Raw genomic sequence first — 23,703 nt, forward strand, 5'->3', positions numbered from 1 at the left:
TCGCCGGTGACCCGAAAACCGGCGGCTCCCGACGCGTTCACCAGAGGACGCGCGCTGCTACAACCGCTTGCTGGACACTCTGTTTCGTGAACCGAAACGAGAATGTGAAAGCTAGTCCATCAGCGTTGCTGCGACGGTTCCGCCCAGTTCATAGCAACCGTCGCGGACAGATTTGTCCACGCTGACAGTCACTTCGAGCGGATCCGCCACCGCGACCAACCCGAGCCCTGTCGCGAGTTTGCGCACCGACGACGCGGCACCAGCAGTGTCGTTGTTGCCGTGAACCCACAGGCCGTACGGCCGATCCGACACCGCACCGAGGCATTGGTAGTACGTGGTGTCGAAAAAGTACTTGAGCGCACCCGACATGTAACCGAAATTGGCGGTGGTACCGAAAAGATAGCCGTCAGCAGCAAGGACGTCGGGCACCGTCGCCGCCAACGCTGGCACCACCTTCACCTCCACACCCTCGATCTCCGGATCGCGAGCACCGGCAAGGACTGCATCCAACAATTCGTGGGTTGTCGGCGAGGGCGAGTGGTGAACCACCAACAATGTCTTCACGCACCTGACAATACGGCGACGATTATCACCCCGTCGCCGTTCACGACTACGCCGAAACCGTTTCCGCGCTCATCGCCTTGACCAGGTCATCGGTTCGGGTGACCGAGGCGCAGCGCCCGGCTGCGTACTCGAGGGCACCGACATGCTCGTCCAGGGAGAAGTCGGCCACCGCGTCGCCCACGAAGAAGATCTGCACGTCTTGCATGAACCCGTCCAAAGCGGTAGTCAGGCAACCGATGTGGGCATAGATTCCGGTGATGATCAGCTGGTCACGCCCACTCTCGCGCAGCCGCTCACGCAGATCCGTTTTGATGAAGGCGCTGTAGCGCCATTTTGTGAGCATCACGTCGTCCGGATGCGGAGCCAACTCGGCGATCACGTCGGTGTGAGCGGGATCTGCCTTCAGTCCCGGTCCCCAGAAATCCGACAGCAACGCACGCTCCTCGGGATCCTGATCACCGGGTTGCGCGGTGTAGACGATCGGGATTCCGGCAGCTCGCGCCGACGAACGAAGCCGGTCGATATTCGGAACCACGGTTTGGAGCGGGTCGACGCTTCGGTCGTACGCGTTCACGAAATATTCCTGCATGTCGTGCAGAAGCAGCACCGCTCGGGAAGGATCAAGAGTCCAGTCGACCCGATTCTGCGGAAACTCGGTGGGCATCTCGTATCGGACTGCTGTGGGTAGCGCCATGATGAATCTCCTCGAAAATGTGGGGTGGTAACCGATCAACTCGACAGAGTCTGCGCCGCAATCGATTCGCTGAGAACACGGCGCAAGGCCGCCTTGCTGGTCTTTCCGACGCCGGTGACGGGGAACTCGGTCACGAACTCCACTCGATCCGGAACCTTGTACGCCGCAACGCCTCGGCCTCGTATGTATCGCTTGATCTCGCCGACAGTCGGCACTTCTCCCAAAATCACCAGAACGGCGCAGGTTCGCTCGCCCAGGTACTCGTCGGGAACAGCGACGACGGCCGCATCGTGGACAGCAGGATGCGAGAGCAGGTGGTTCTCGATCTCCTCGGCGGCCACCTTCTCGCCGCCGCGGTTGATCTGGTCCTTTGCGCGACCCTCGACTATCAGGTGACCCGTGTCGGTGACGCTGACCAGATCGCCGGTGCGATAGAAACCTTCGGCGTCGAAGACCTCGGCATTGTGCGCTTCCGCCCGGTAGTAGCCACGGATCGTGTACGGCCCCCGCGTCAGTAAGTGCCCCGTGGTTCCGGGCTCGACGAGAGTGCCCTCGTCGTCGACCACACGAACCTCGTCGTCGGGTGAAATGGGCCGGCCCTGCGTGCTGACGATCAATTCTTGTGTGTCGTCGAGGCGGGTGTAGTTAACCAGCCCCTCGGCCATCCCGAACACCTGCTGGAGGGTGCAGCCCAGCTCCGTGGGTACCCGCGCAGCGGCTTCGGCGCTGAACTTCGCTCCGCCAACGCCGAGAACCCGCAAGCTCGACAGATCGTGATCTGCCTTGCTGGGGGCTGCCATCCAGGCCAACGCGATCGGTGGTACCAAAGAAGCGTGCGTGATTCGCTCTGATTCGATCAGACCGAAAGCTGTGGAGGGCATGGTGTCCGGCGCTAGAACGACGGAGCCGCCCGCGTGGAAAACACCCAGGATGCCCGGCGAACTCATCGGAAAATTATGCGCTGCAGGAAGAACCACCAACATGCGCGTCGAGTCGTCGACGCCGCAGATCGGGTTGGATGCCCGCACCGAGTAGAGGTAGTCGGCGTGCGTTCGCGGAATCAGCTTCGGAACACCGGTCGTGCCACCGGAAAGCTGAAGAAAGGCGACCGACAACGGATCGACATCGGCAAGGACGGAAACCTCGTATCCGCGCAGCGAATCGAAACCGACAAACTCTTCGGGGTCACCCGCCACGATCACAACAGGCGGGGTCTCGAGGCCTTCGTTCACCTCGCGCGCCAATGCGCGGTAGTCGAACCCGCCATGACGGTCGGCCACGATATAGGCAGCGACATCAGCGAACTGGCAGAAGTATCCGATTTCGGTTCGGCGATGCGCCGGCAACCCGAAAACCGGCAGTGCGCCGAGCTTCAGCACACCGAACAATGCTTCGACGTATTCCACGATGTTCGGTAGCTGCAGGAGCACACGGTCACCGGCGCGAACACCCAATGCGAACAGGCCTCCGGCCACTGCCGAACTGCGACGATCGAGCTCCGAATACGTCAACCGTGTTTTTGCTCCAGCGGCATCGCTACCGACCACAGCTTCGTTGTCGGGATGTCGTGCGGCCACATCCGTGATGAATCCGGCTAGCGTCTCGTCCGTCCAGTAGCCTCGTTCCCGATAGTGTGTCACCAATTCGGGTGGATACTGTGCGACGGGCGCCAAGGGCTCGCGAGCGATCCTCGAGGTCATGCAAGTGACTCCTCTTCGAAAGTACTGTCAGCAAATACGTCTCACGCTTTGAGCGTCGCTCCACCATCGACGTACAGCGCCTGCATGGTGATGTGGGCCGCCCGGTCGGACAGCAGGAAGTGCACCGAGTCCGCGATATCGTCGGCGGTGGCCAGTTTTCCGAGCGGAATGCCCAGGCGATAGTTCGCAAGATTGCCTTCGATGACCGCGTCGGCACCCGAATCGTCGGTGGGGTCCGACCACAACGAACGCTGCATTGCGGTGTCGGTGGACCCAGGAGCGACCACGTTGACACGAATCCCGTCGGCGGCCAACTCCAGTCCAGTGGTTCGAACCAACATGGTGGCAGCAGCTTTGGACGAACCGTAAGCACCCATCCCGATACGTGGGACACCGGCCGCGTTCGACGAGACCACCACGATCGACCCGGTCCGCTGACGACGCATTTCCAGTCCCACACTTTGCAGCACGTTGAGCAAACCGAAGACGTTGACGCCAAAGATCTTCCGCCACTGATCGGGATCAGAGTCCAGCACCGATCCGGTGTCGAGTATTCCGGCGACGTGCGCGAGTGCGTCGATCCGGCCGAACCTGTCCATCGTGGAGGCCACTGCTGCATCGACTGCTTGCCGGTCGGTCACGTCCACGACGTGGGACTCGATCGAGGCGCTATCGGCGATGGTTTCTGCCAATTCCGCGGCTACCCGCTTCAATTCGACGTCGTCGCGATCGAGAAGCGCCAGCGAATAACCGTCGCACGCAAGGGTACGGGCTACTGCGGCGCCGATCCCCGCCGCAGCACCGGCGACCACGGCGATTCGGCGCTCGCTCACTGCGGGCACAGGACCTGAACCCAGGCACTGATCGTGGGCTCTTCTGCCAACTCCGCGAAGTCGGCATCCGCGCCCGCTCCCCGCCACCGTTCGACGAGCGTCATCAAGCGAACCGAGTCCAGTCCTTCGTCACCCAGGTCCGCGTCGTCGCCGAGTTGTTCTGCCCTCATCGACAGAACCTCGGCGACGTCGCGCACGATCTGGTCACGGTCCACGGTGTTGCTCATCGGTCTCCTCGAGTAGTGGTCGACGCGCTCAGATCGAGCCAACCCAACCCTCGTGTCGACCCCGTCCGCACGCCTTGACTTTAGGCGAGCCTAACCATAACGGTACGGAAGTACACAACCCAGGCGCTCGCGACACAAATTCACCCAAACTAAGGCTAGCCTCAACATAACAAGCAAACTGTCGAACTGGAAGGGTGTCCATGTCAGCACTCGCCGAAGTATCCGAATTCCCGTTGCGCAACAACCGGACTGACGATGGAACGGACTCCGTTTTCCTGCTCTCACGTAGGGAAACGTCAATCCGCACTTCGGGAGTAGTCGAAGAATTCGACTCAGCCTTCGACGCGGCTGAAGCCCTCAAAACGGGGCGCATCGACTCGGTCGTCGGCGCCCTGCCGTTCTCCCCGGAGACACCGTCCGCCCTTACTGCGCCGCTGAGTTTCACGCGTGTCCGCGGTGATCTATATCACTCGAACGTTCCGGCACTCCCCTCTTCGCGGGTAGCCGGATTCGAACCGAGCCCGCAGATCCACACCGACAGGGTCCGCAGCGCCATCGCCCGTCTCCGAGCAGGCGAGCTCGACAAAGTTGTCCTCGCACGCTCACTGACCATCGAAGCCGAGGCTGCGATCTCCCCCTCCGCTCTGGCCGAGAAACTGATTGCACTCGACCACGCGCACAACGGCTTCTGCGTCAACCTGTCCCCCGCCGGTGGCGGGTACCGCGGACGTTCGCTGGTCGGCTCGACACCCGAGGTCCTGATCGAGCGGCGAGGCGACATCGTCACCTGCCACCCGTTGGCGGGCTCGATTGCACGGCAACCGAATTCGGATCAAGACGAGGCGAATGCCGAGCAACTCCGCGCTTCGACCAAAGATCTCACCGAACACGCTTTTGTCGTCGATTCCATCAGCGCGATACTCGGACCGCTGTGCACGTCATTCACTGTACCCAGTGCTCCGGAACTGCTTCGGACACCGCAACTGTGGCACCTCGGGACCAAGATCGAAGGTGTCCTGACCGACCCGAGCCTGACCTCTCTCGAACTGGCAATGGCACTGCACCCGACTCCCGCTGTCTGCGGAACACCAACGGACGCTGCACGTGAGCACATCACCGCAACCGAGGGCGATCGCGGGTTCTATGCCGGTGCGGTCGGCTGGTGCGACCGCACCGGAGACGGCGAGTGGATGGTAGCCATTCGTTGCGCCGAGATCGCCGCAGACGGTCTGTCCGCGCGGGCGTACGCCGGCGGCGGCATCGTCGCTACTTCCGATCCTGAAACCGAACTGCGAGAGACCAGTACAAAATTCCGCACGCTACTCAGCGCGTTCGACCTCACCGAACATCAGCTCTGACAGGGAGTCACTTTTTCGAGGTGTTCAAGGCAATCGCGGCGTGAATGAGTGCCTTGAACGCCTTTTCGTTGACGGCTTCACCCTCGTGAAAGTCGATCGCCCGCCTCGTATTGCCCTCGAGGCTGGAGTTGAAGAGGCCTGAGGTGTCCTCGAGTGATGCGCCTTTGGCAAAAGTCACCTTGACTGCGCTCTTGTAAGTCTCACCGGTACAGATCATTCCGGCGTGGTACCACACAGGGACTCCTCGCCACTTCCATTCCTCCACTACATCCGGATCCACCTCTTTGATCAGGGTACGTATCCGCGAGAGCGTCTCGCCCCGCCAGTCTCCGAGTTCCTCGATTCGCTTGTCGATCAACTGAGACGGGGAGTCTGCGCCTTGCTTTTCGGGATCACTCTTCGCCATCGCTTCGTCACTTCCTGCTCGTTGTCGCCGATCTCCGGTGAGTCGAGTATCCCCTCCTGCACGCACATTCCTTCGGCGAACCATCGATCTCCGCGGCTTCGACGCTCTGTGCACACCCACCGATGCGGCCTTTCCGAGCTGTCCGGACTCACCGCCACAACAATCGGGATGTACACAATCGGCGACAGAGGCTCTGACGATCGCGTCGCCGAACTCGATTCGAACTGCCAAGTTCAGCGATGGATCAATGTGGGCACTCCTCGCGTCGATGTCGGGGATCTCCGACGACGAATGGGCACACGCCGTACAACAAGCCACCGAAAACGTCACCCGCATCGAAACACTCAACCGTGCAAGCAACCAACGCGGAAACTCCTGGTCCCTCCCCATCCCCGACGGCACCTACAGCCGTACCCCCAACTGGACCAGCCGCACACACTGGCAACACCAAGTCCGCACCCTCCTCAACTTCCCCTCCGGCACGCCACTCTGCACAAAACACACCATCAGCACCGAAACTGTTTTCGCCGTCGCCGTCATCCACGCCTCCCTCGCCGAAAGCGCAACTGGACGCTCAGTGACCGCCTCACGCGAGACCATCGCCCACCGTGCAGGAGTGAGCACCTCCACCGCCAAACGCGCCCGACGAGTCTTCACGCCCCTCGGAGTCGCAGTAGAACTCGCTCGCGGTCGCTACCTCAGTCGGCTGGAAGCTATGGCCGCAATATCACACCACGGCCACCGCCAACTCCGTGCTGCCTCCACCTGGTCCCTGACCACACCCCGCCCGGTAGCCACGACCGTCACCCCGCCTCCACAAAACCCAGAAAACCCTCCCGAGCCACACTGCGCACCAACGCATACCGATCCAACACCACCACACGGAACCATCCACAATCCAGCCACCGTGACCCCCTATCCCCCTCCGGGGGATTTGCACTTAAAGCTCTTGCTTTCAAGATCTCACCAACGCGCACAAAAGCACACGCGGGCAAGACGCCACACCAACCAACAACCACTCCCCGACCCCTCCACCTCCAACGCGCAGCAGCCGAACTCATCGCTCACGCAACAGCATTGAAACCAGCCGGCCACATCGGAACAATCTGCGACGCCCTCCAACAAACCGGAATCGACACCACCCGATGGACCGGCCGCGACATCGCACACCAACTCACCACAGACACCAAACAACGAGGCTGGACCTGGCCCAACCACATCCCACGACCAAGAGCTTTCCTGCGCTGGCGAACGACCCAACTAGATTGGACTGCCATCTCGCCGACGGAACAAAGGCTCGAACACGATCGCCTTCGGCGCTCGGAACAAGCCAAACGACGCGCAGAATTGCGAAAGCGCGATGCAAGCAGGGCGACGGAAGCAACGCGAATCGAAATCGTTCAAACCCTCCGAGCAGCTCAAAGCCCTTTCCGTCAAGTACCCACAACGACCATGCGCTCGATCTCTCATGGTGAGCACATGAACTGAGCGGCGATGTTCGCGATTCGACTTGCTGCCTCGAGCTCGAAAATGAGGGTATGGAAGTGGCATTCCCCGGAGTCACGGGCGACGGCGGTGAGTTTCGCGCCCATCTATAGTTGGCTGCGCTCGCGATCGCGCTCAAGCGCCGGGTTGTCATTCCGCAGAGCGTTGAGGTCGGCCAAAGCAATGAGGCCAATCCCTTCGAGAACTTCGTACGGAGTCTCCGAGACGACCAGCACCGGGTCGCCGTCCTGGAAGGCCGGGTGGAGAACGTCCTGCGACGGCTGTCTGCGCTCGAATTGCGCTCACCTAAACGGCTCATCGGCAAGGTGATGACCAGGAAGCAGGTCGACAGCCTGCTGGAAACGTCATACCGTCTGCGTGCACTCGCCCCCCCCCCCCCCCCCCGCTCACCGCGCAAGCTCCCCGAGCGCTGATGTTGTAATCGAGATCAAGAAGCGCAGCGATGGCACACTCCTGGTGCTTCCAGCGCGTGCCTCCTGACCAAGGAGTCGCAAGTTGGCTCTAACCGAGGCTCGACCAGGTTGTTCCGAAAGTCGATTCCCAATTGCAGTCGATAGGTCAATCTCGCACGCCACAGGATGATGCCGGTGGGGCGGGAGCACCAACGGTGCCCCTGCTGTTCCCGCTCGTCCTCACCCGAGCGAATCTACGACCTTCATCGTCTCGACCGGCGCTTGCTCTCAGAGCAAGGTCCACAAACCGAGCGTCGCTGCACGGGCTGCGACACGCCCATGAAAAGTGGCTATTTCACCGCGGCCTGGGAAGACCGTGACAACGCAGATGCCTACATCACCTGCCCAAGTTGTGGTTACCAGAACATTTTCTAGGCTGTGCGCTCGTTGGAATTGAACCCTTGCGACGAAGTCAGTCGTCGACGTTCTCCTCCAACAGCGTGCGGAAACTGGCAGCCAGTCGGACAACTGTGCTCCCGTTGTCATGGTCGACCAAGCACACGCTTCCGTCCGCAGCGATCCAGATCGGATTCCCCGACCCGTCGTCAGCGAACACCACCCCGTCGATGAGGGCACCGTATGCGTCACGCGCCTCAATGGTCAGCTCGATGCATGTCTCACGACCGATAAGCTCGGCGTTGTCCCATGCGTGCACTGACACGCCCACGAAGCATCCACCCCAACGTCCCACGAACTCGGTGAAGTCTTTGTCCGGGACGATGTCGAGCGCATGCAATCGCGCGTGAATCTCGTCTGCCGGAATCGGACGGCCGGGACCGTAGAAGTCCACGGTCCGCTCGATGCGAGCGACCAACCCGTTTCCAAGAGCCATATCGGAAGCTTAATACCGGCGCAGGACACTAGCCTGATCGCTAGGTAAGTATCCGCGTACAGTTATCGCACGATCTCGAGACGAGCATCGCCGAAACCCAGGGAATGCTCCGAACTCTTCCGAAGCTCCTTCGAGCCTGGGAGCACGGCGACACCGACGTCCACGGACTGCCCATCGACGTGATGCACGGCCCGTTTGCCGCCCCGGACATGTACCGGTTGCAGGCCGCACGCTCCAAGCCCCGCACCTCCTACGCCTGCATGCCCGACACCGCACCCCTGTACAAGGTCCTGCGCGATGCCGACTACGGCTCGTACTGGGACGACAACTCCGGACCCGACCACGACATCCGCCTGTTGGTCAGCACCGTCGATGCGAATACCGAGTTGGGGCGCAACCAGATCGCGCACGAAATCAACGCGGGCTCCCAGGTTCGGATGCACTCGAACCTGCCGAGCTTCTTCTGGGTGCTCGACCACTCGAGCATCGGCATCCCGTTCACCTGGGGAGAAGCCTGGCCCAGCAGCGTCATGTCCATCCAGTCCCCGGCGCTCGCGGAACTCATGACCTGGATCTACCACCGTCTCTGGGAAGAGGCGGTACCCGTCACCGGACACAACCACACCTGGGAGCACCCGTGGGATCCCATCCTGCGACTGATGAACTCGGGAATGACGATGGAATCCGCGTCGACAGCCCTGGGATTGACCGCCCGAACGGGCCGACGTCGGGTCTCCGACGCCATGCGCCACTACGGCGTCCGCTGATCGACCGCAACCGATCGAAGACACTTTTGCATGCCTCCATCAACGCACGAAAGTTCTTCTTGAGTAGCTCAATGTCGCAGTAGTGCAACACTTGTTGGCGAGCTCCCCGTCGTTTCAGCTCACTGAGCAGAGGTGTCGCGCTACGGGCTGCGTCGTCGCAGGGCGCTGGATCGGGCACCTTTCGCGACTCCTCCTTTATCGGTGATGCGGTCCCCGCCCAGATTCTGGACAGGGACGACCACATCGAGCTTGTGCGGCGTTACTGGTCGGCGGGGATCACTGGTTCTGACTTGCTCAGAGCATCAGCGAACGCATTGATGGTTTTGGTGTAGCGCGGGTAGCTCTTGTTGGCGCCGTAGTCCCAGAGCACCATCTGTCCAGCGTCGACACCCGAGAGGGTGCCGAAAGTGGGGTACTGGTCGGAGAGTTCGGACAGCTGGACATCGGCCGCGTTCGCGACGTCGTGGTAGACGAACATCAAATCCGCGTCGACGGTGGTGATGTTCTCCCAAGAAACTTTTTTCCAGTAACCGTCGTCCGTGGCTTCCGGCCGGTACATCGCCAGTCCCCAGCTGACGTAGTCACTGAAGTCCGGGTCTGCCGTCGGGTCCAGGACGTAGGCAACATCGAGCGGCCAGATACCCATCCCGATCACGTCCTTCTTGTCGGCTGCGACCCGCCGGAAGTTCTCCACTGCCGCCTCGAAGTCGGCTTTGATTTCTGCCAGACGGCCACCATCGATGTTCACACCGAGCGCTCGAGCCAATTCTTGGTAGTTGTCGATGGTTTTTTCGGTCGACGTCGTCTCGAGCGTGACACCGAGGGGGGGCGGCGCTGTCGAGGACATCCGACTTCGTGGTGTCGCCTTTTGTTGTCAGCTTACCGAATTGCTCGAATCGCGGATTATATTCTCCGACAATCAAATCAGGAACCAATGCGAGTACAGATTCGACGCTGATCGACCCCCAGGCGTCGCCCACCGACTGCACCCCTGTCAGGTCCAGGCACTGCAGGATCGGGCTCTTGTCCATCGGGGTGGTGGACCAGATCGCGATCGGCTTGATGCCGTACGAGTAGAGCGCTGCCGCAGATTCCTCATCGGCGATGATGCGCTCGGGTTGACGATCCAGCGCGATGGTGCGTCCGCGACCGTCCGTGAAGGTGAACGGCCCGGATGCTCGATCGATCGCGGGCGTGGCGTCGCCGTCCGCGCATGCTGCTGGATCGGATGTCAGATCGATTGCCTGATCCGTCTCCACTGGTGCGGAACCGCATCCCGCCACGACGGACAACGCCATTCCTACCGCCGCGAAGGCGAGTCCTTTTTCGCGTAAGCCTCGCAGCGCGAATCGTCCCTGATGAACGCCGAACATGTGTTGAGTCCTCAATGTTTGTAGGAAAGCGAATGCCTGAACAGCCCGTCGACAACCCCGCCGCGGCAGCTTGAGGTTAGCCTTGCCATGCCATTGGCGCTATGCCTCGAAGGAGACACAGATGCTCCCGACAAGACACAAGGTCTGTCTCATTGGAGGTATCTCACTACGGAAAGGGCGAGTTCAGAGACAATGAATACGCCGAAAAGGACTATTGATAATTTCCATGTATTCGAGCACAACGTCGACACGGTGACCTCGTTCGGTGCCCACCGACACCGCGAGCATCAGATCGCATGGATGCGCCAGGGCCGCATGCAGATCGACGTCGACAACCGGCGACTGCACCTGCATCCCGAACACATGATCTGGCTACCGAGCTACCTCGTACACGAGATGACAATTATGACCGCCGGCACGCTCGTCAGCGCGTACGTTCATCCCGGCCTTTCACCTGGTGGACAGCGCTGGCAACGTCCGGTTGTCGTCACCGCACACCCACTGGCGACCGAATTGCTGACTTACCTCACCGAGACCACGGTCAGCGACAAACATCGTGAACAATGCGTTCAGACACTCTTCGGGGTACTCGAACACGCCCCCGAACGCGAGGACATTCTCGCGCTCCCCCTCGATCGGCGCGCACGAGCCATCGCAGCCGCGATCCTCGACAACCCCGCAGACAGCCGAACCCTGCAGCAGTGGGCACACGAAACCGGCGTCAGCACGAAAACACTAATGCGCGCCTTCTCCGCCGAGACCGGACTCTCTTACACGCAATGGCGAACGCGAGCTCGCATACACTCCACCCTCGAAGCGCTCGCCGCCGGAAAGTCGGTGGCTACCATAGCCGCCGGCACCGGATACAGCACCACTAGCGGATTCATCACAGCGTTCCGAAGTGTCTTCGGCACCACCCCATCCGCCTACGCCCGGGCTCACCGCACCAGCAATAACACCGGGCTGTCCGCAGACTCGTGATCCGCCCGCGTTCCCTGGCGTTTGCCATGGGAACATCGCGCTCGTGAAAGTTTTTGACGCGAAAGGACTTCCGCGAAACACACGTGTTCAACCACAACATCAGCCCCGCCGCGAGCGATCTCATGGACCACAAGTTCCCTCATGAAGAGCCGAACAAGCCGGGGGTTGAACATTTCCCGTCACCTTCTCCAGTCCGAGTGGCACACTCACTGCGACGACGCCGATCACCGCGGCCAGGACCGCGAGCGGCCGCTGGTGTCGACCCATCAGGATCGCTGCGGCCAAAGGGGCCGATCACGACCAGGTCATCGCCGCGATCCGCGCTATCCACCGCGGCGATGCTCTGCATCCGGTGACATCGCTGTATCTGGACCGGTGTGTCATCGACGCAGTCCGACAGCTCTCGACCGTCGAGCCACCGCCGCGCGCTCGCGACGATGGGGACCATCGCGATCGGCCCGTTCGCAGCGCCCTTTCGTCAACGGGCGGCGGGAGTCGCCGTCTGCACGACCATGCTGTACGCGACACCATGCGGCAATCCGATCGCGCCATCTAGGCGCAGTAGGTGCAGTGATTCGCGACAGACCAGCCATCTCAACTCGGGGCGCGTACCAACGCTTGGCCGACAGATCCCATCGCGCACCTTCAGCCTTTGCCACATCCTTCTCCGCGTAATCTGTGAGGATACGAGGCGAACTCGATCGCGTACGCGTTCAATGCCGTAGCTGTTGGTGGGGTCTTCGTCGGTTGCTCCATCTGCATCGCCTCCGCGTCACCGACCGCGGCCAGTGGGCACTCCACTCCGGCAGCATGACCCGGCGGGACTCGAACTAACCGTTCAGTAACACCAGGCACTGAAAGTGAAATACGTTGCCAAAGAATAGAGTTCGCTATCTCCTGCTTGGGCGATCAATGCACACTTGTCGCGCCAGAAACTTCGATAGCGAGCATGCCATCGGTGAGCGCTCCGAGAGATTGTTGATCGACACCACTGCCGGCGATACCGATTCGTCGACACCTCGGATCAGCGATGCCGCCGCGATCGTGAACACTTCACCGCTCCAGTGCTCGGGCCCGAAAACGGACGCGGGCCGCACCTGAGCTCACTGGGGTTACCGGCATTGGTTCCAGGCGGCAACGTATGCCAGCGCGACCATACGTCGCAGCATCGACCGTGTCGTTACCTTTCTTGAAGACTGATCTCGCAACGTAAAATCAGGGGTAAATGCATCAGCTTCCCGCAACCCTACTTCATTTTCCAGATTTGCAATATAATAAAAGGTGGGCTTCAGCGTACAAGTATCTCGTTTCATATTTTGTACATTTTCATTTTTCGATACAGGGATGATCGAGCAATTCCAAGACTCTTTGCTGCGCGCATCCTATTTCCATCGTTCTCTTCCAGGCTTTTTACTATAGCCTCCCGTTCCACATGTTCTAGAATTCCAGAAGCATGAATCGATGACAGGCAAATGGAAGTGGGAAGATCTTCCATCTCTATCATCCCAGAAGGTTTTTTCGACAGACACTTTGAAAGCACATTGCGTAGTTCAGTTATGTTACCCGGCCAAGAATAGGCGGATAGTTTCTCGAGCGCGTCGCTACTTATCTCCGAGACACCGTTACCGGATATTTCACTCAGCGTGTGACGCGCAAGGTAAGGAAGGTCGTTCGTGCGATGCCGCAGCGGTGGGACCTGTATTGATCGACCGAAAATACCACGAAATGATCGATGAAAATGATTCTCTTTCGACCCAGAACTTTCCGCTTCTGTGACTATGGCCGCCACTCCAACAAGATTTTCCTGTGAATTCAATTCGGACAACACCTCTTTGATAAGAAGAATCTCGTCAGCTGTCAACCGTTCCGGATGCCGCAGAATAAGATACACGGTTCTGCTCCCATCAGAACTGGCGCACGTTTTCACGTCGTTCGCAAGGAATCCTGGTTCGATGCCGATAAAAGTAACGTCTGGATGCACTTCACGAACCATGTCCCTGATCAGTTTTTCTTTTCCCACTCCTCGTTCGCCAATGAGAGTGACACTCTCTTTTCTTTCCACCACATCTCTCACTGAAGATGTGACACTCTTCCAAACCGAAGATAATTCAGTGCATGGTTCAGAAACAGAATTTCGGCCAGCACACATCGATGAATCGTTGACCACATTGAATTGAGGAACCGTTACAGCGACTGTTTCGCGAACAGTTACGTCAAGTGTAGTTAAATCCAAAATCGACACTCCGACGCCGACAACAGACTTTCCTGATGAAATTCGAGTGGTTCGTATTTTGACTATTCGCTGCGGAGAAAGCTCGATTTCTTCAGTGGCTTTTGTCGCCCGCTCCGCGAGATACAGCGCATGTTGGACGATTATTCTTTGTTCGGCGGCGTCGAGGAGCTTCTGCGCTTTGCTGGTAGAGATCAGGACGTTCTTTCCTGCAACAAGCAGTGGTGAGCGAGATTTTGCTTCCATTTTCGAGAAGGCGTTGAAGAGGATACGTTGGTTCAGTTCTCGATCGTTGAGCAATGCGGTTTCGATCGTCGATGCGGCGGAACGAACGAAACTGTGAAGCAGTGGGGTCGAGTGCTCGACCAGGCAGGTCAAATCGAGTACACCCTCGATATGGCCTGACAGTGGGTCTCGAATCGGGGCGCCTGAACACGAATACTTTTGGAATCGCTCGTGAAAGTGCGCCGCCCCGACAATGTGGACTGAACGCCCTGATTCGAGGACAGTTCCAACTCCGTTGGTTCCGACCTCACTCTCGGCATAACTGAAACCCGGAGCCAGCGAGATGGTGTCGACCAGTGCGCCGATAGTGGAGTTGGTGTCAAGCCTGGAGAGCACTCGCCCCTTGTTGTCCGAGACCGCGACGCTCAACGGCACATCCTCGGTGTATTCGATGAGCTTTTCGAGCACAGGCTGGGCGTAATGAACCAGACGCGATGCGACGTCGACATCTCCGATGTACCGGATATCGCCGCCCTCGGGGGAAACTCCGGCGGCTTGCGATCGGAGCCAGGACGCAGCGACGAACTCGTCTGTCCCTCCCAATCGGGCGTCCCGGTTGCCGGGGCTCACACGCTTTCGGCCATCACCGTCCGTGTCGTCGACGATCCCCATCATTGCGTCCTCCATGTTTCCAACCTGCTAAACCGCCACCGCTGCTACGCACCTGCCCGGGGTGATCCGTGCATTCAGGAAACACCCGGAGGCGGTGGTGTGGAGTGTCCCAAGGTCGGACACTCCACCCCCTCGCTCTCGATGTGATGCTTTCCCCTGTTCGCAATCGAAGTGATGCCCATCACTTTAGTTTCATTCATTCTCGACAATGCTAGGAGCCTCGGTGGAGCGTTTGATCAACATCGACAACGGCGGAACCTTGACCGACATCTGCGTCGGCAGTGGATCCGAATTCGCATTCACGAAGACACTCACCACTCCGGTCGATCTGTCCCAGTGTCTGTTCGACGGTATGACCAAGGTGTCCTCGGTCATCTATGGCGAGCAGAACCTTGCAGGTCTGCTGCATTCGACTCAGCACATCAGATATTCCTCGACGCAAGGCACCAATGCCCTCGTGGAGAGGAAAGGGCCTCGTCTCGGATTGATCGTCGACGATGTTGCGATCGTGGACGAACTTCGCACCAACACAGAGTCCGAATCACTCTTCGACGACGTGATCGGGCCGCGTAGCTCGGTGGTATCGGACGAACTTGTCGGCGACGCCTTGACCGTTACATTGGTGGCGGAAATCAACAGGTTGACCACGGCAGGTGCCGAACGACTTATCCTCGCCGCGAAGTCCAAGGACCGTGAGGCACTCTTCAAGCGGATCATCCTCGAGAGCTTCCCACGCCATCTGCTCGGTTCCGTCCCCGTTCTGTTCAGCTGGGAATTCTCCTCCGACGAATTGCGATCACGCCGAATTTGGTCAGGAATCATCAACTCGTTCCTCCACCCCACAGTGGAGCGTTTCCTCTACAGCACCGAACGCCGGCTACGCAGCTACAAGATCAAGAACCCCCTGCTCATCTACCGCAACGACGGAGCCTCGTCCCGCGTCGCAAAATCCGTGGCGCTCAAGACCTATTCCTCCGGCCCGCGTGGAGGTCTCGAAGGAACCCGCGCGCTCGCCGAAGCGTACGGCCTCCCCCATGTGCTCATGATCGACGTGGGCGGAACCACCACCGATGTCGGAACGGTCAAGAATTACACCATCGCGACCGAGCGCCGCGGCCGGATCAACGGCGTTCCGGTCTCCTACGAACTCAGTGACGTCAAGTCCGCCGGTGTGGGCGGCAGTTCCATCATCGCGGTCGAGGACGGCAAGATCGTGGTCGGCCCGGAAAGCGTCGGAGCGGCCCCCGGCCCCGCGTGCTTCGGTTTCGGTGGCAAGAAGGCGACCATCACCGACGTCAATTTGCTGCTGGGCGTTCTCGATCCCGACACGTACCTCGACGGTGAAATGTACCTCGACGCGCAACGCTCCCGGGCGGTCATCAGCGAGAGCATCGCCGAACCACTGGGAATCACCGTTGAAGAAGCACTGATCGAAATGGCCGCCGCCTACGCGGCGAAGGTGTCGGAATCATTTGCCTCTTCCGTCGAAAGCCCGGAGACGACAACGGTCGCCGCATTCGGCGGTGGCGGGCCCATGAGTGCGTGTGATGCCGCACGAATCGCCGGAGTCCGGCGGGTGCTGGTCCCGAAACTCGCCGCCGTGTTCTCCGCATTCGGTATCAGTTTCTCCGATATCGCCCAGTCCTACGAAGCCAACATCACCGACTGCACCCCCGAGCAAATCACTGCAGCGATAGACGAATTACGTTTGCGCGCAACACGTGACATGTTCCAAGAGGGATACGACATAGCGGATTGTTCGTTGGAATGGGCATCGCTGGTCGAGGATGCCGACGGCACCGCGACCCGGGCCGAGTTCGACAGCGATCTCGACGTCAGCTCGGCAGCTGGGAGCAAAACCATCCTGGCGTTGAAGGCGACGCGCGAGCTTCCGCACTCGATGATCAAGGGCGGATCACCAGAGAAGAAGTCTCCGGCGGTTTCGACCGCGACGCGATCGGTCCGCACCTCGGCGACATCAGTCGAGGATCTGCCGGTCTACCAGCTCGACCAGCAGGCTGCCGGTGCGGTGGCATCCGGTCCGGCCGTCGTGGAGGGACAGTTCTTCACCGCTCAGGTCCCCGCCGGCTGGGAGCTGGACATCTCCAACTCCGGCGACCTCATCTTGACCGACACCGCGTAATCGGTACGCGATCTCTTCTCGAACCAACACATCGATATTTCTCGACACGAAGGTAGCGAACATCATGCGTATCCCCATGACCGAATATCTTGCAATAGATCTCGACTCCGAGCGGTGGCTCTGCCGGGTCTGCCAGCACGATCTGGGCAATGCCCGAGGGAACTACAAAGAAGGCACGCTGGTCTACGACCGCGATCCCCGCGACATTCACCCGTCGATTCTCGATCCGGAGAAATACGAGTACACCTTCGCGCCGGATCCGCTGTTCTGCCGGATCCTCGAATTCTATTGCCCCGGTTGCGGAACACAGATCGAAACCGAGTACACCCCGCCCGGACACCCGCCAACCGTCGACATGATCTGGGACATCGACGCACTCAAGAAGCAATGGGCCGAGCGTGAGGGCGATCCGGAAACCCTCGTCAACTACGGGCCCGGCGAGAATGCGATCGCCGAGCCGCGAACACGGCATTCGCACTCCCACTCACACGCCCAGCACTGAGACCGGATCGAAGGAGATTTACTGTCATGAAACGCATTTCCGTTGATATCGGTGGAACATTCAGCGACTGCTTCTTTGTTTGGGACGACATCTACGTCGAAGCGAAGGCTCTGACCACCCACCACAACCTGGCCCTCGGCTTCAATGAAGCACTGGACTTGGCGTGCTCGCGCGCCGGAGTGAGCCGCAGCGACGCTCTCCGCGAGGTCGATTCGGTCCGTTACGCCACCACGTTGGGCACCAACGCACTCATCGAGGGCAAGGGCCCCAAAGTCGCCGCCCTGGTTACACACGGATTCGAAGATACGATCCACCTTTCCCGTGGTCGCGGCTACGGCGAAGGCCTCGACGGCGTCAAGCAGGGCGATATGGCGGACGCCCAACGCCCCGATCCTCTGGTACCGCGTCATCTGGTGCGATCGGTCAAGGAACGAGTCGACACCGTCGGCGAAATCCTGGTCCCGTTGATGGTCGACGATGTTCGTCAGCAGGTGCGCGAGTTGGTGGATAACGGTGCCGAAGCCATTGTCGTGGCACTGACGAACGCTACCGAGAACTCGGCCCACGAGCAGCAGATCCTCGAGATCATCCTCGATGAATACCCCACGCACCAACTCGGAGCAATCCCGGTGCTGCTCAGCAGTCAGGTTTCCGGCCGAAAAGGCGAGTACGTCCGGGCAACATCGACAATTGTCGATGCTTTCCTGCATGCGACGATGTTCCACGCACTCAATCAGTTGTCGAGCAATCTGCGTGATTCCGGCTATGAAAAGCCGATGCTAGTCATTCACAATTCCGGCGGCATGGCCCAGCCGAACTCGACCGATGCGTTGCAGACCATTCACTCGGGTCCGATTGCGGGAGTCGGAGGGGCTCAACACCTAGCGGAGACCACTGGCATCGGCGACGTCGTATCGATGGACATGGGCGGAACATCCTTCGATATCGGTCTAGTCCCCGAAGGCGGAGTTCGTCACTACGATTTCCAACCGACCATCGGCCGCTGGCTGGTCTCGGTTCCCATGATCCACCTCAACACCCTCGGCGCTGGCGGAGGCTCCATCGCGACGTACAACCGGATCCACAATTCGGTGCAGATCGGACCCGAATCGGCAGGCTCGGACCCCGGCCCAGCATGCTACGACCGCGGCGGCCTGCAGGTCACGGTCACGGACGCAGACCTAGTGCTCGGATACCTCGATCCCGACAACTATGCCAACGGCTACATCGCACTCAACAAGAAGCGTTCCGTCTATGCGATCGACGAAAACCTTTCCGACGAACTCGATCTGGAGGCCGTAGATGTCGCGAAGGTGATCAAACGCACCGTCGACGAGCAGATGGCTATCGGTATCGAGAAGGAACTGCGCTCACGGGGCGGTCTTGTCGAGGACTACACCATGCTCGCCTACGGAGGCAACGGCCCGTTGCACGCGTGCGGAATCGCCGCCAAGGCCGGCATCAACAAGATTCTCTTCCCCCCGTTCGCCTCGGTTTTCTCCGCACTGGGCGCGGGCAACATGAAGCCGCTCCACATCCATGAACGAAGTGCCTACATCGTTCTCTACGAGCCACGCGAGCGAACTCTCTACAATCAGTACGAGCAACTCAACTCCTACATCTCTGAGCTCGAGAACAAGGGCACCGAAGATCTTGTCCGTCAAGGCTACAACCGTGACGACGTCAAGTACCGACTCGAGATGGACATGCGTTACGGCAATCAGTTGGTCACCACTGCCGTGTCCTTCGACATCAACCGAGTCAACGGTGTCGCCGACGTCCTGTACCTGATCAAGACTTTCGCCGAGATCTTCGGCCAGCGCTACGGCGAGGGTACCCAGGCTCCCGAAGCCGGAGTTCGCGTACAAACCTTGCGCGTCGCCTCCTACATCAACGGCGACGTGGTCAAATTCGATTCCATCGACACCGGCGGCAAGCGCGCGGTCCCGGCGCCGGTGACCAATCGGAAAGTGCACTTCACCGACATCAACGAGCCGGTTCAGACCCCGGTCTACGACGAGTCCGCTCTCAATCACGCATACGTTATCGCCGGTCCGGCAATCGTGACGACGGAAAGCACCACCTACCTCGTCGAACCGGGCTGGCGACTCGAGCCGACCGTTCAAGGTGCCGTCTGGCTCCTCAAAGACTGACGAGCAGTCGAATCAACCCCAGTTCTTTCTAAGGAGCCAAACATCATGACAATTTTGGACAACGGCAGCGGCGGACCATCCACGGACCGCGACGACGCTCAACAGCTCAGCGCACAGGAGCAGCAGTGGGTCGACAAGTTCATGGACGAGACCACCCTGTTCCTCGGCCCCGATCCCGAGATCATGCGACACCACCAGATCGCGGCACGCACAGCGCACGAAAACTACTGTATGACCTCTGATACGGATCCTATCGAGGCCGATCGAATCCGCAAACGTCTCGCCGGCTCGCTGGACGAGGCATTCGAGATGTGCGAGAGCATGGGCGCGGCGCCGGGCGCAAAGTGGGCCGACCTATCGGTCGCCGTCTATACCGCTGAGGGCGACGTCAGCTACCTTTCCAACCGCGGCGTCATCGCGTTCTCCGCGGTCCTGCATCACCCGATTCGCTACATCATGAAGAACTGGAAAGACGAACCGACCGTAGGAATTCGGCCGGGAGATGGCTTCTTCCACAATGATTCCCGATTCGGCATGGTCCACAACACCGACCAGTCGATGCTGGTGCCGGTCATGCGGGACGACCGGATCATCGCCTGGGTGGGGGCCACCATCCACGAGGGTGAAAACGGTGCTTGCGAGCCGGGTGGTATGCCCTCGGGATCCGAAACTCCCTTCGATGACGGGCTACGCGCATCGCCGATCAAAATCGTCGAAGGCGGTCGCCTGCGCCGAGACCTGTTGACTTTCCTCCAGCACTCCACCCGTGACCCCAAGCTGATGCTCGCCGACATCAAGGTCAAGATGGGCGCCGTCAGCCGGGTAATGGACACGGTCAACCGCCTGATCGACGAGGTCGGCGAGGAAGCGTTCGTCTCCACCCTCCGGAGCACGGTTGAGAACGTCGAAGCCGAAGTGCGGCGCCGCATTTCGGATCTACCCGACGGCACGGTCACGTTCAATCAGTTCGTCGACTCCACTCTCAAAGAGAACATCTTGATCAAGTTCGCCTGCAAGATCACCATCAAAGGCGACCGGATGATCGTCGATCTCACCGGCACTGGCCCCGAGATCCTCAACAGGGCCATCAATTCGCCACTCGGGTCGACCAAGTCGTTCATGACCCAAGCAATTCTGTCGTACTGGTGGCCGGATCTGCCGCGCAGCACCGGCGCGCTCTCGCCCATCGAGGTCATCTCGGAGGAGCACACCTGGGCCGACGCTGGATACGATTCGCCCGTCGGTCAATCCTTGCAGGCTTCGTTCCGTGGTTTCTCGGCCCTGCAAACCGCGTATGCCAAGCTGCAATTCTCCGCACCCACCAAGTACTCGAACGTCATCGCCCCCTGGTTCAACCAGATCAACAACTTCTTGTGGGGCGGAACCACCCAGCACAGCGAGCAAGTGGGCAACCTGTGTGCGGACTTGAACGGAATGGGCGGAGGCGCGAAGGCTTTCCGGGACGGCGAAGATGGCGTCGCTCCCCTGTTCTGCGCAATGGCCGATATCGCCGAGCAGGAGGTCATGGAAGAGGAGGTACCATTCCTGCAGTTGGTCTCCAAGCGGCTGGTCAAGGACAATCAGGGCTTCGGCAAGTACCGCGGCGGAATGGGCTACGAAATGATCGTGGCCTCACGCGGCACCCCCAGCTGGGGGTTCATGACCGTGACTTCCGGATCGAAATTCTCGTCGGTCAGTGGAATGTTCGGTGGCTACGGATGCCCGACCTATCCGTTGTCGATGGTCAAGAACATCAACATCTACGACATCATCCGCAAAGATCCGTCACAGTTCGACCTGTCCATCGAACGCGTGATGAATGAACAGCCCTACGAGGGCGGCAAATATCTGACCGGCCACATGGGACTCCAGTTCGACGTCGCCAAAGAAGGCGAGCTGTACATGATCAGCCAAGGCTCCGGCGGCGGATACGGCGACATCCTCGAGCGCGATCCCGAGCTTGTGATGGCAGATTTGCAGCTCGCACGAATCTCGGACAAGGTGGCCGGCGAACTGTACGGCATAGTCTACGAACCCGACACCTTCGTCGTCCGCGAGGAAGACACAATCGCGCTGCGCGCACGGATGCGTCGGGACCGTTTGAAGCGGGGCAAGCCATACAAGGAATTCGTGGCCGAGTTCGTCAAGCCCGAACCTCCACAAGAGTTGCTGTACTTCGGTTCTTGGGGCGATGACAACGACCAACTCGTTGCCACTCACTGGGGTAAGAGTGAGCCGGAGAGAGTGACCGCACGGCTCGAGGATCTGCCCCTCATCATGATTCCAGACCGTCGCGTACTCAAGATCGAGGAACTGAGCAAGCGAGTCCGTGAACTCGAAGTCAAGTGTGGCGAGGAAGTCCAACACAAGTCCTGACCCTGCCGATACCGCGCGGTGATGCACCGCCGACCCCTGCACCATGTCGGCGCCAGCATCACCGCGCGGTGTCGCACCAACCTCCGAGGAAGACCATCATGTCCACCAGCCTTCTCACCACAATCGCCACACCACCCTCGGGCCGCGCCACGGCACTTTTACTCGATCACCACAAGTACGCGCAATCAGTGTTCCTGCGTAATCGGCCAGCCCCCTGGGACGACCCCACCAGCTACGCCCGCTACTTCAATCAAGCACAAGGTCTACTCAAACCCGACCTGGCCATCTTCGACCTGAGCCCCTTCTACGACCACCACCTCGAACTGAACCCCACCCTGCGGGATGCAATGTCCCAGAAGACGAGGACCGGATACGCCCTGCGAACCATGCTCGCAGACAAGGACCTCACCCGTAGCGCCATCGATCTTGCACAAACACTGACCGCGATGGCATCAGGACCAGTGGTCCTGCAGATCCCCTCGCCCATGCAGTGGCTGCGAGCCACCCATAACTATTCGGGTTCTTCCGAACTCGACAGCCTCGATGCCGACGACGCGGAAAACTCGTCGATGTACGTCGCGGATTGGCTACGCGGCTTCGCAGCACTTCCCTTCTCCGCGATACTCCTCGACGACCGACCAATAAACCCCTCCGAACCAGCGACACCGGTCGCGTTCGACTCCTACACCCCGATCACCAATATCACCGCGCACTACCGACTCGTCGTCGGAATGCGCGACTCCCACGGTGTAACGCTCCATCAGCAGACCGCCCGCGGGAGTGTCCTCCCCGAAAGCTACTGGCTCGGAGAAGAATCAATACTTCCCCCGGACGACTTCTACATCACTCAGATCCCCGCCGCCGCGATACCAGAAATCGTCCTCAACCAACTTGCCCAGCTCAAGTGACGCAAGCCCATTCGATCCAACCAACCCGAACCGAATCGCAACAAGCGAGCCGTCAAGCCCCTTCAACAAGGATCAGCACCTCACATCCGACGGGAAGCTGCATGAACGTGCCTGGACGGAAGAAAGCGGTCTGATATCTCCACGAAACCGTCTGTCAACGCCATTGATGAGGACCCCGATTGGCACTGTCTCGATCCGGCTGCTCGGAGCATTGTTCTCGACGACTGCCATGACGCGAACCCGGCGCAGGGACGACGACACCGATCGCTGTCGATCACCACACAATGATGATGGTTCTTATCGCGTCGATACTTGCCCACAGTTGCCCCACATGCGGTTCCCTTCACGCTTGTTCTCCACAGTTCGGCCCTTCACCTGGGCGGACTCTGTCTACGCCGCAACTGTCGCAGAACCACTCTGTGGCTTTCCCTGGCGCGGGATGGCCTTCTGTAGTGAGGCAGAGACCGAACCAACCACCGCCAGGGGAACAGCAAAAAGAAGCGATCCCCACACGGAAGTCCAGTTCGCCATCCCGACGACGGACAAACCGACGAGTGCGGCGACCTCAAACCAGGAAACCAACTTTCGCATTGCTAATACCGCCACCACAGGGGGTGCTGTGAGCAACATGGAGTGTGTCAAGGTTCTTGGACAGCGACTCGGTGGTTTCAGGCAGCTGAAGCTGCGTTTGGATACTCGGCGAGGGCTTCCGAGGGGGTGCGACAGCCCAGCGTCGAATGCAGACGTTGTCGGTTGTAGAACACCTCGATGTACTCGGCGACCGCGAACCGTGCCCGGCTC

Annotated in this window: 19 protein-coding genes and 1 pseudogene; 9 read left to right on the forward strand and 11 right to left on the reverse strand. The window is 59.9% G+C overall.

Annotated features, from left to right (window positions below):
• Positions 1–111 precede the first annotated feature (111 nt).
• Genes R4P65_RS25765 through R4P65_RS25785 form a run of 5 tightly spaced genes read right to left on the reverse strand, consistent with a single transcriptional unit; the run spans position 112 to position 4,018 of the window.
• Positions 112–564, reverse strand: coding sequence for a flavodoxin family protein (locus R4P65_RS25765; RefSeq protein ID WP_230817090.1), 453 nt, complete (start codon positions 562–564; stop codon positions 112–114).
• A 46-nt stretch (positions 565–610) separates the two neighbouring features.
• Positions 611–1,258, reverse strand: coding sequence for an isochorismatase family protein (locus R4P65_RS25770; protein WP_007735125.1), 648 nt, complete (start codon positions 1,256–1,258; stop codon positions 611–613).
• A gap of 35 nt (positions 1,259–1,293) precedes the next feature.
• Complete coding sequence (locus R4P65_RS25775) at positions 1,294–2,958, reverse strand: (2,3-dihydroxybenzoyl)adenylate synthase (RefSeq protein WP_317828617.1); 1,665 nt, start codon at positions 2,956–2,958, stop codon at positions 1,294–1,296.
• 41 nt (positions 2,959–2,999) lie between these two features.
• On the reverse strand, positions 3,000–3,800 hold the full coding sequence (locus R4P65_RS25780; protein WP_317828618.1) for an SDR family oxidoreductase: 801 nt from the start codon (positions 3,798–3,800) through the stop codon (positions 3,000–3,002).
• A complete protein-coding gene (locus tag R4P65_RS25785) occupies positions 3,788–4,018 on the reverse strand; it encodes a phosphopantetheine-binding protein (RefSeq protein ID WP_230817087.1) in 231 nt (76 codons plus the stop codon). Before R4P65_RS25785 ends, R4P65_RS25780 begins: the two co-directional genes overlap by 13 nt.
• A gap of 200 nt (positions 4,019–4,218) precedes the next feature.
• On the opposite strand from R4P65_RS25785, the gene R4P65_RS25790 reads away from it, so the two are divergent.
• A complete protein-coding gene (locus R4P65_RS25790; protein ID WP_317828619.1) occupies positions 4,219–5,376 on the forward strand; it encodes an isochorismate synthase in 1,158 nt (385 codons plus the stop codon).
• A 7-nt stretch (positions 5,377–5,383) separates the two neighbouring features.
• Here R4P65_RS25790 and R4P65_RS25795 read toward each other — a convergent pair whose 3' ends face one another.
• Entirely contained in the window at positions 5,384–5,782 is a 399-nt protein-coding gene (locus R4P65_RS25795) for a DUF1801 domain-containing protein (protein ID WP_230817085.1), read from the reverse strand.
• Between the two features lie 1,598 nt (positions 5,783–7,380).
• Here R4P65_RS25795 and R4P65_RS25800 point away from each other — a divergent pair.
• Positions 7,381–7,701, forward strand: a complete 321-nt coding sequence (locus tag R4P65_RS25800) for a hypothetical protein (RefSeq protein ID WP_317828620.1) — start codon at positions 7,381–7,383, stop codon at positions 7,699–7,701.
• A gap of 451 nt (positions 7,702–8,152) precedes the next feature.
• On the opposite strand, the gene R4P65_RS25805 is transcribed toward R4P65_RS25800, so the two are convergent.
• Positions 8,153–8,572 carry an SMI1/KNR4 family protein gene (locus R4P65_RS25805; protein ID WP_317828621.1) on the reverse strand — a complete coding sequence of 140 codons (420 nt, stop codon included), beginning with the start codon at positions 8,570–8,572 and terminating at the stop codon, positions 8,153–8,155.
• Between the two features lie 104 nt (positions 8,573–8,676).
• Here R4P65_RS25805 and R4P65_RS25810 point away from each other — a divergent pair, with 104 nt between their 5' ends.
• Positions 8,677–9,339 (forward strand): hypothetical protein, encoded by a 663-nt coding sequence (locus tag R4P65_RS25810; RefSeq protein WP_230817082.1) that lies wholly within the window; start codon positions 8,677–8,679, stop codon positions 9,337–9,339.
• 259 nt (positions 9,340–9,598) lie between these two features.
• Here R4P65_RS25810 and R4P65_RS25815 read toward each other — a convergent pair whose 3' ends face one another.
• The gene (locus R4P65_RS25815; protein WP_317828622.1) at positions 9,599–10,186 is read right to left on the reverse strand and encodes an ABC transporter substrate-binding protein; all 588 of its coding nucleotides are present in this window, start codon (positions 10,184–10,186) and stop codon (positions 9,599–9,601) included.
• A gap of 778 nt (positions 10,187–10,964) precedes the next feature.
• Between R4P65_RS25815 and R4P65_RS25820 the strand changes: the two genes are divergently transcribed.
• Positions 10,965–11,693, forward strand: a complete 729-nt coding sequence (locus R4P65_RS25820; protein ID WP_230817080.1) for a helix-turn-helix domain-containing protein — start codon at positions 10,965–10,967, stop codon at positions 11,691–11,693.
• Positions 11,694–12,073: 380 nt separating this feature from the next.
• Here the strand turns inward: R4P65_RS25820 and R4P65_RS33210 are convergent, their stop codons facing one another.
• Complete coding sequence (locus R4P65_RS33210) at positions 12,074–12,379, reverse strand: DUF5710 domain-containing protein (protein ID WP_374228121.1); 306 nt, start codon at positions 12,377–12,379, stop codon at positions 12,074–12,076.
• Between the two features lie 623 nt (positions 12,380–13,002).
• Positions 13,003–14,835, reverse strand: coding sequence for a sigma-54-dependent Fis family transcriptional regulator (locus tag R4P65_RS25825; protein ID WP_317828623.1), 1,833 nt, complete (start codon positions 14,833–14,835; stop codon positions 13,003–13,005).
• Positions 14,836–15,043: 208 nt separating this feature from the next.
• Here R4P65_RS25825 and R4P65_RS25830 point away from each other — a divergent pair, with 208 nt between their 5' ends.
• The 5 genes from R4P65_RS25830 to R4P65_RS25850 all read left to right on the forward strand — a co-directional run bounded on the left by R4P65_RS25830 (position 15,044) and on the right by R4P65_RS25850 (position 22,902).
• The gene (locus tag R4P65_RS25830) at positions 15,044–16,963 is read left to right on the forward strand and encodes a hydantoinase/oxoprolinase family protein (protein ID WP_317828624.1); all 1,920 of its coding nucleotides are present in this window, start codon (positions 15,044–15,046) and stop codon (positions 16,961–16,963) included.
• 64 nt (positions 16,964–17,027) lie between these two features.
• On the forward strand, positions 17,028–17,465 hold the full coding sequence (locus R4P65_RS25835) for an acetone carboxylase subunit gamma (protein WP_054831510.1): 438 nt from the start codon (positions 17,028–17,030) through the stop codon (positions 17,463–17,465).
• Between the two features lie 26 nt (positions 17,466–17,491).
• Positions 17,492–19,618: a hydantoinase/oxoprolinase family protein gene (locus R4P65_RS25840; protein ID WP_230817077.1), complete on the forward strand. Its 2,127-nt coding sequence runs from the start codon at positions 17,492–17,494 to the stop codon at positions 19,616–19,618.
• Positions 19,619–19,663: 45 nt separating this feature from the next.
• Positions 19,664–21,994, forward strand: a complete 2,331-nt coding sequence (locus R4P65_RS25845; RefSeq protein ID WP_317828625.1) for a hydantoinase B/oxoprolinase family protein — start codon at positions 19,664–19,666, stop codon at positions 21,992–21,994.
• A gap of 98 nt (positions 21,995–22,092) precedes the next feature.
• Positions 22,093–22,902 (forward strand): hypothetical protein, encoded by an 810-nt coding sequence (locus R4P65_RS25850; RefSeq protein WP_054831509.1) that lies wholly within the window; start codon positions 22,093–22,095, stop codon positions 22,900–22,902.
• 668 nt (positions 22,903–23,570) lie between these two features.
• Here R4P65_RS25850 and R4P65_RS25855 read toward each other — a convergent pair.
• A pseudogene (locus R4P65_RS25855) lies at positions 23,571–23,703 on the reverse strand (IS3 family transposase); the annotation flags it as partial.

It is taken from the genome of Rhodococcus sp. IEGM 1318, assembly GCF_033142465.1.
GTDB classification, from domain to species: domain Bacteria; phylum Actinomycetota; class Actinomycetes; order Mycobacteriales; family Mycobacteriaceae; genus Rhodococcus_F; species Rhodococcus_F qingshengii_B.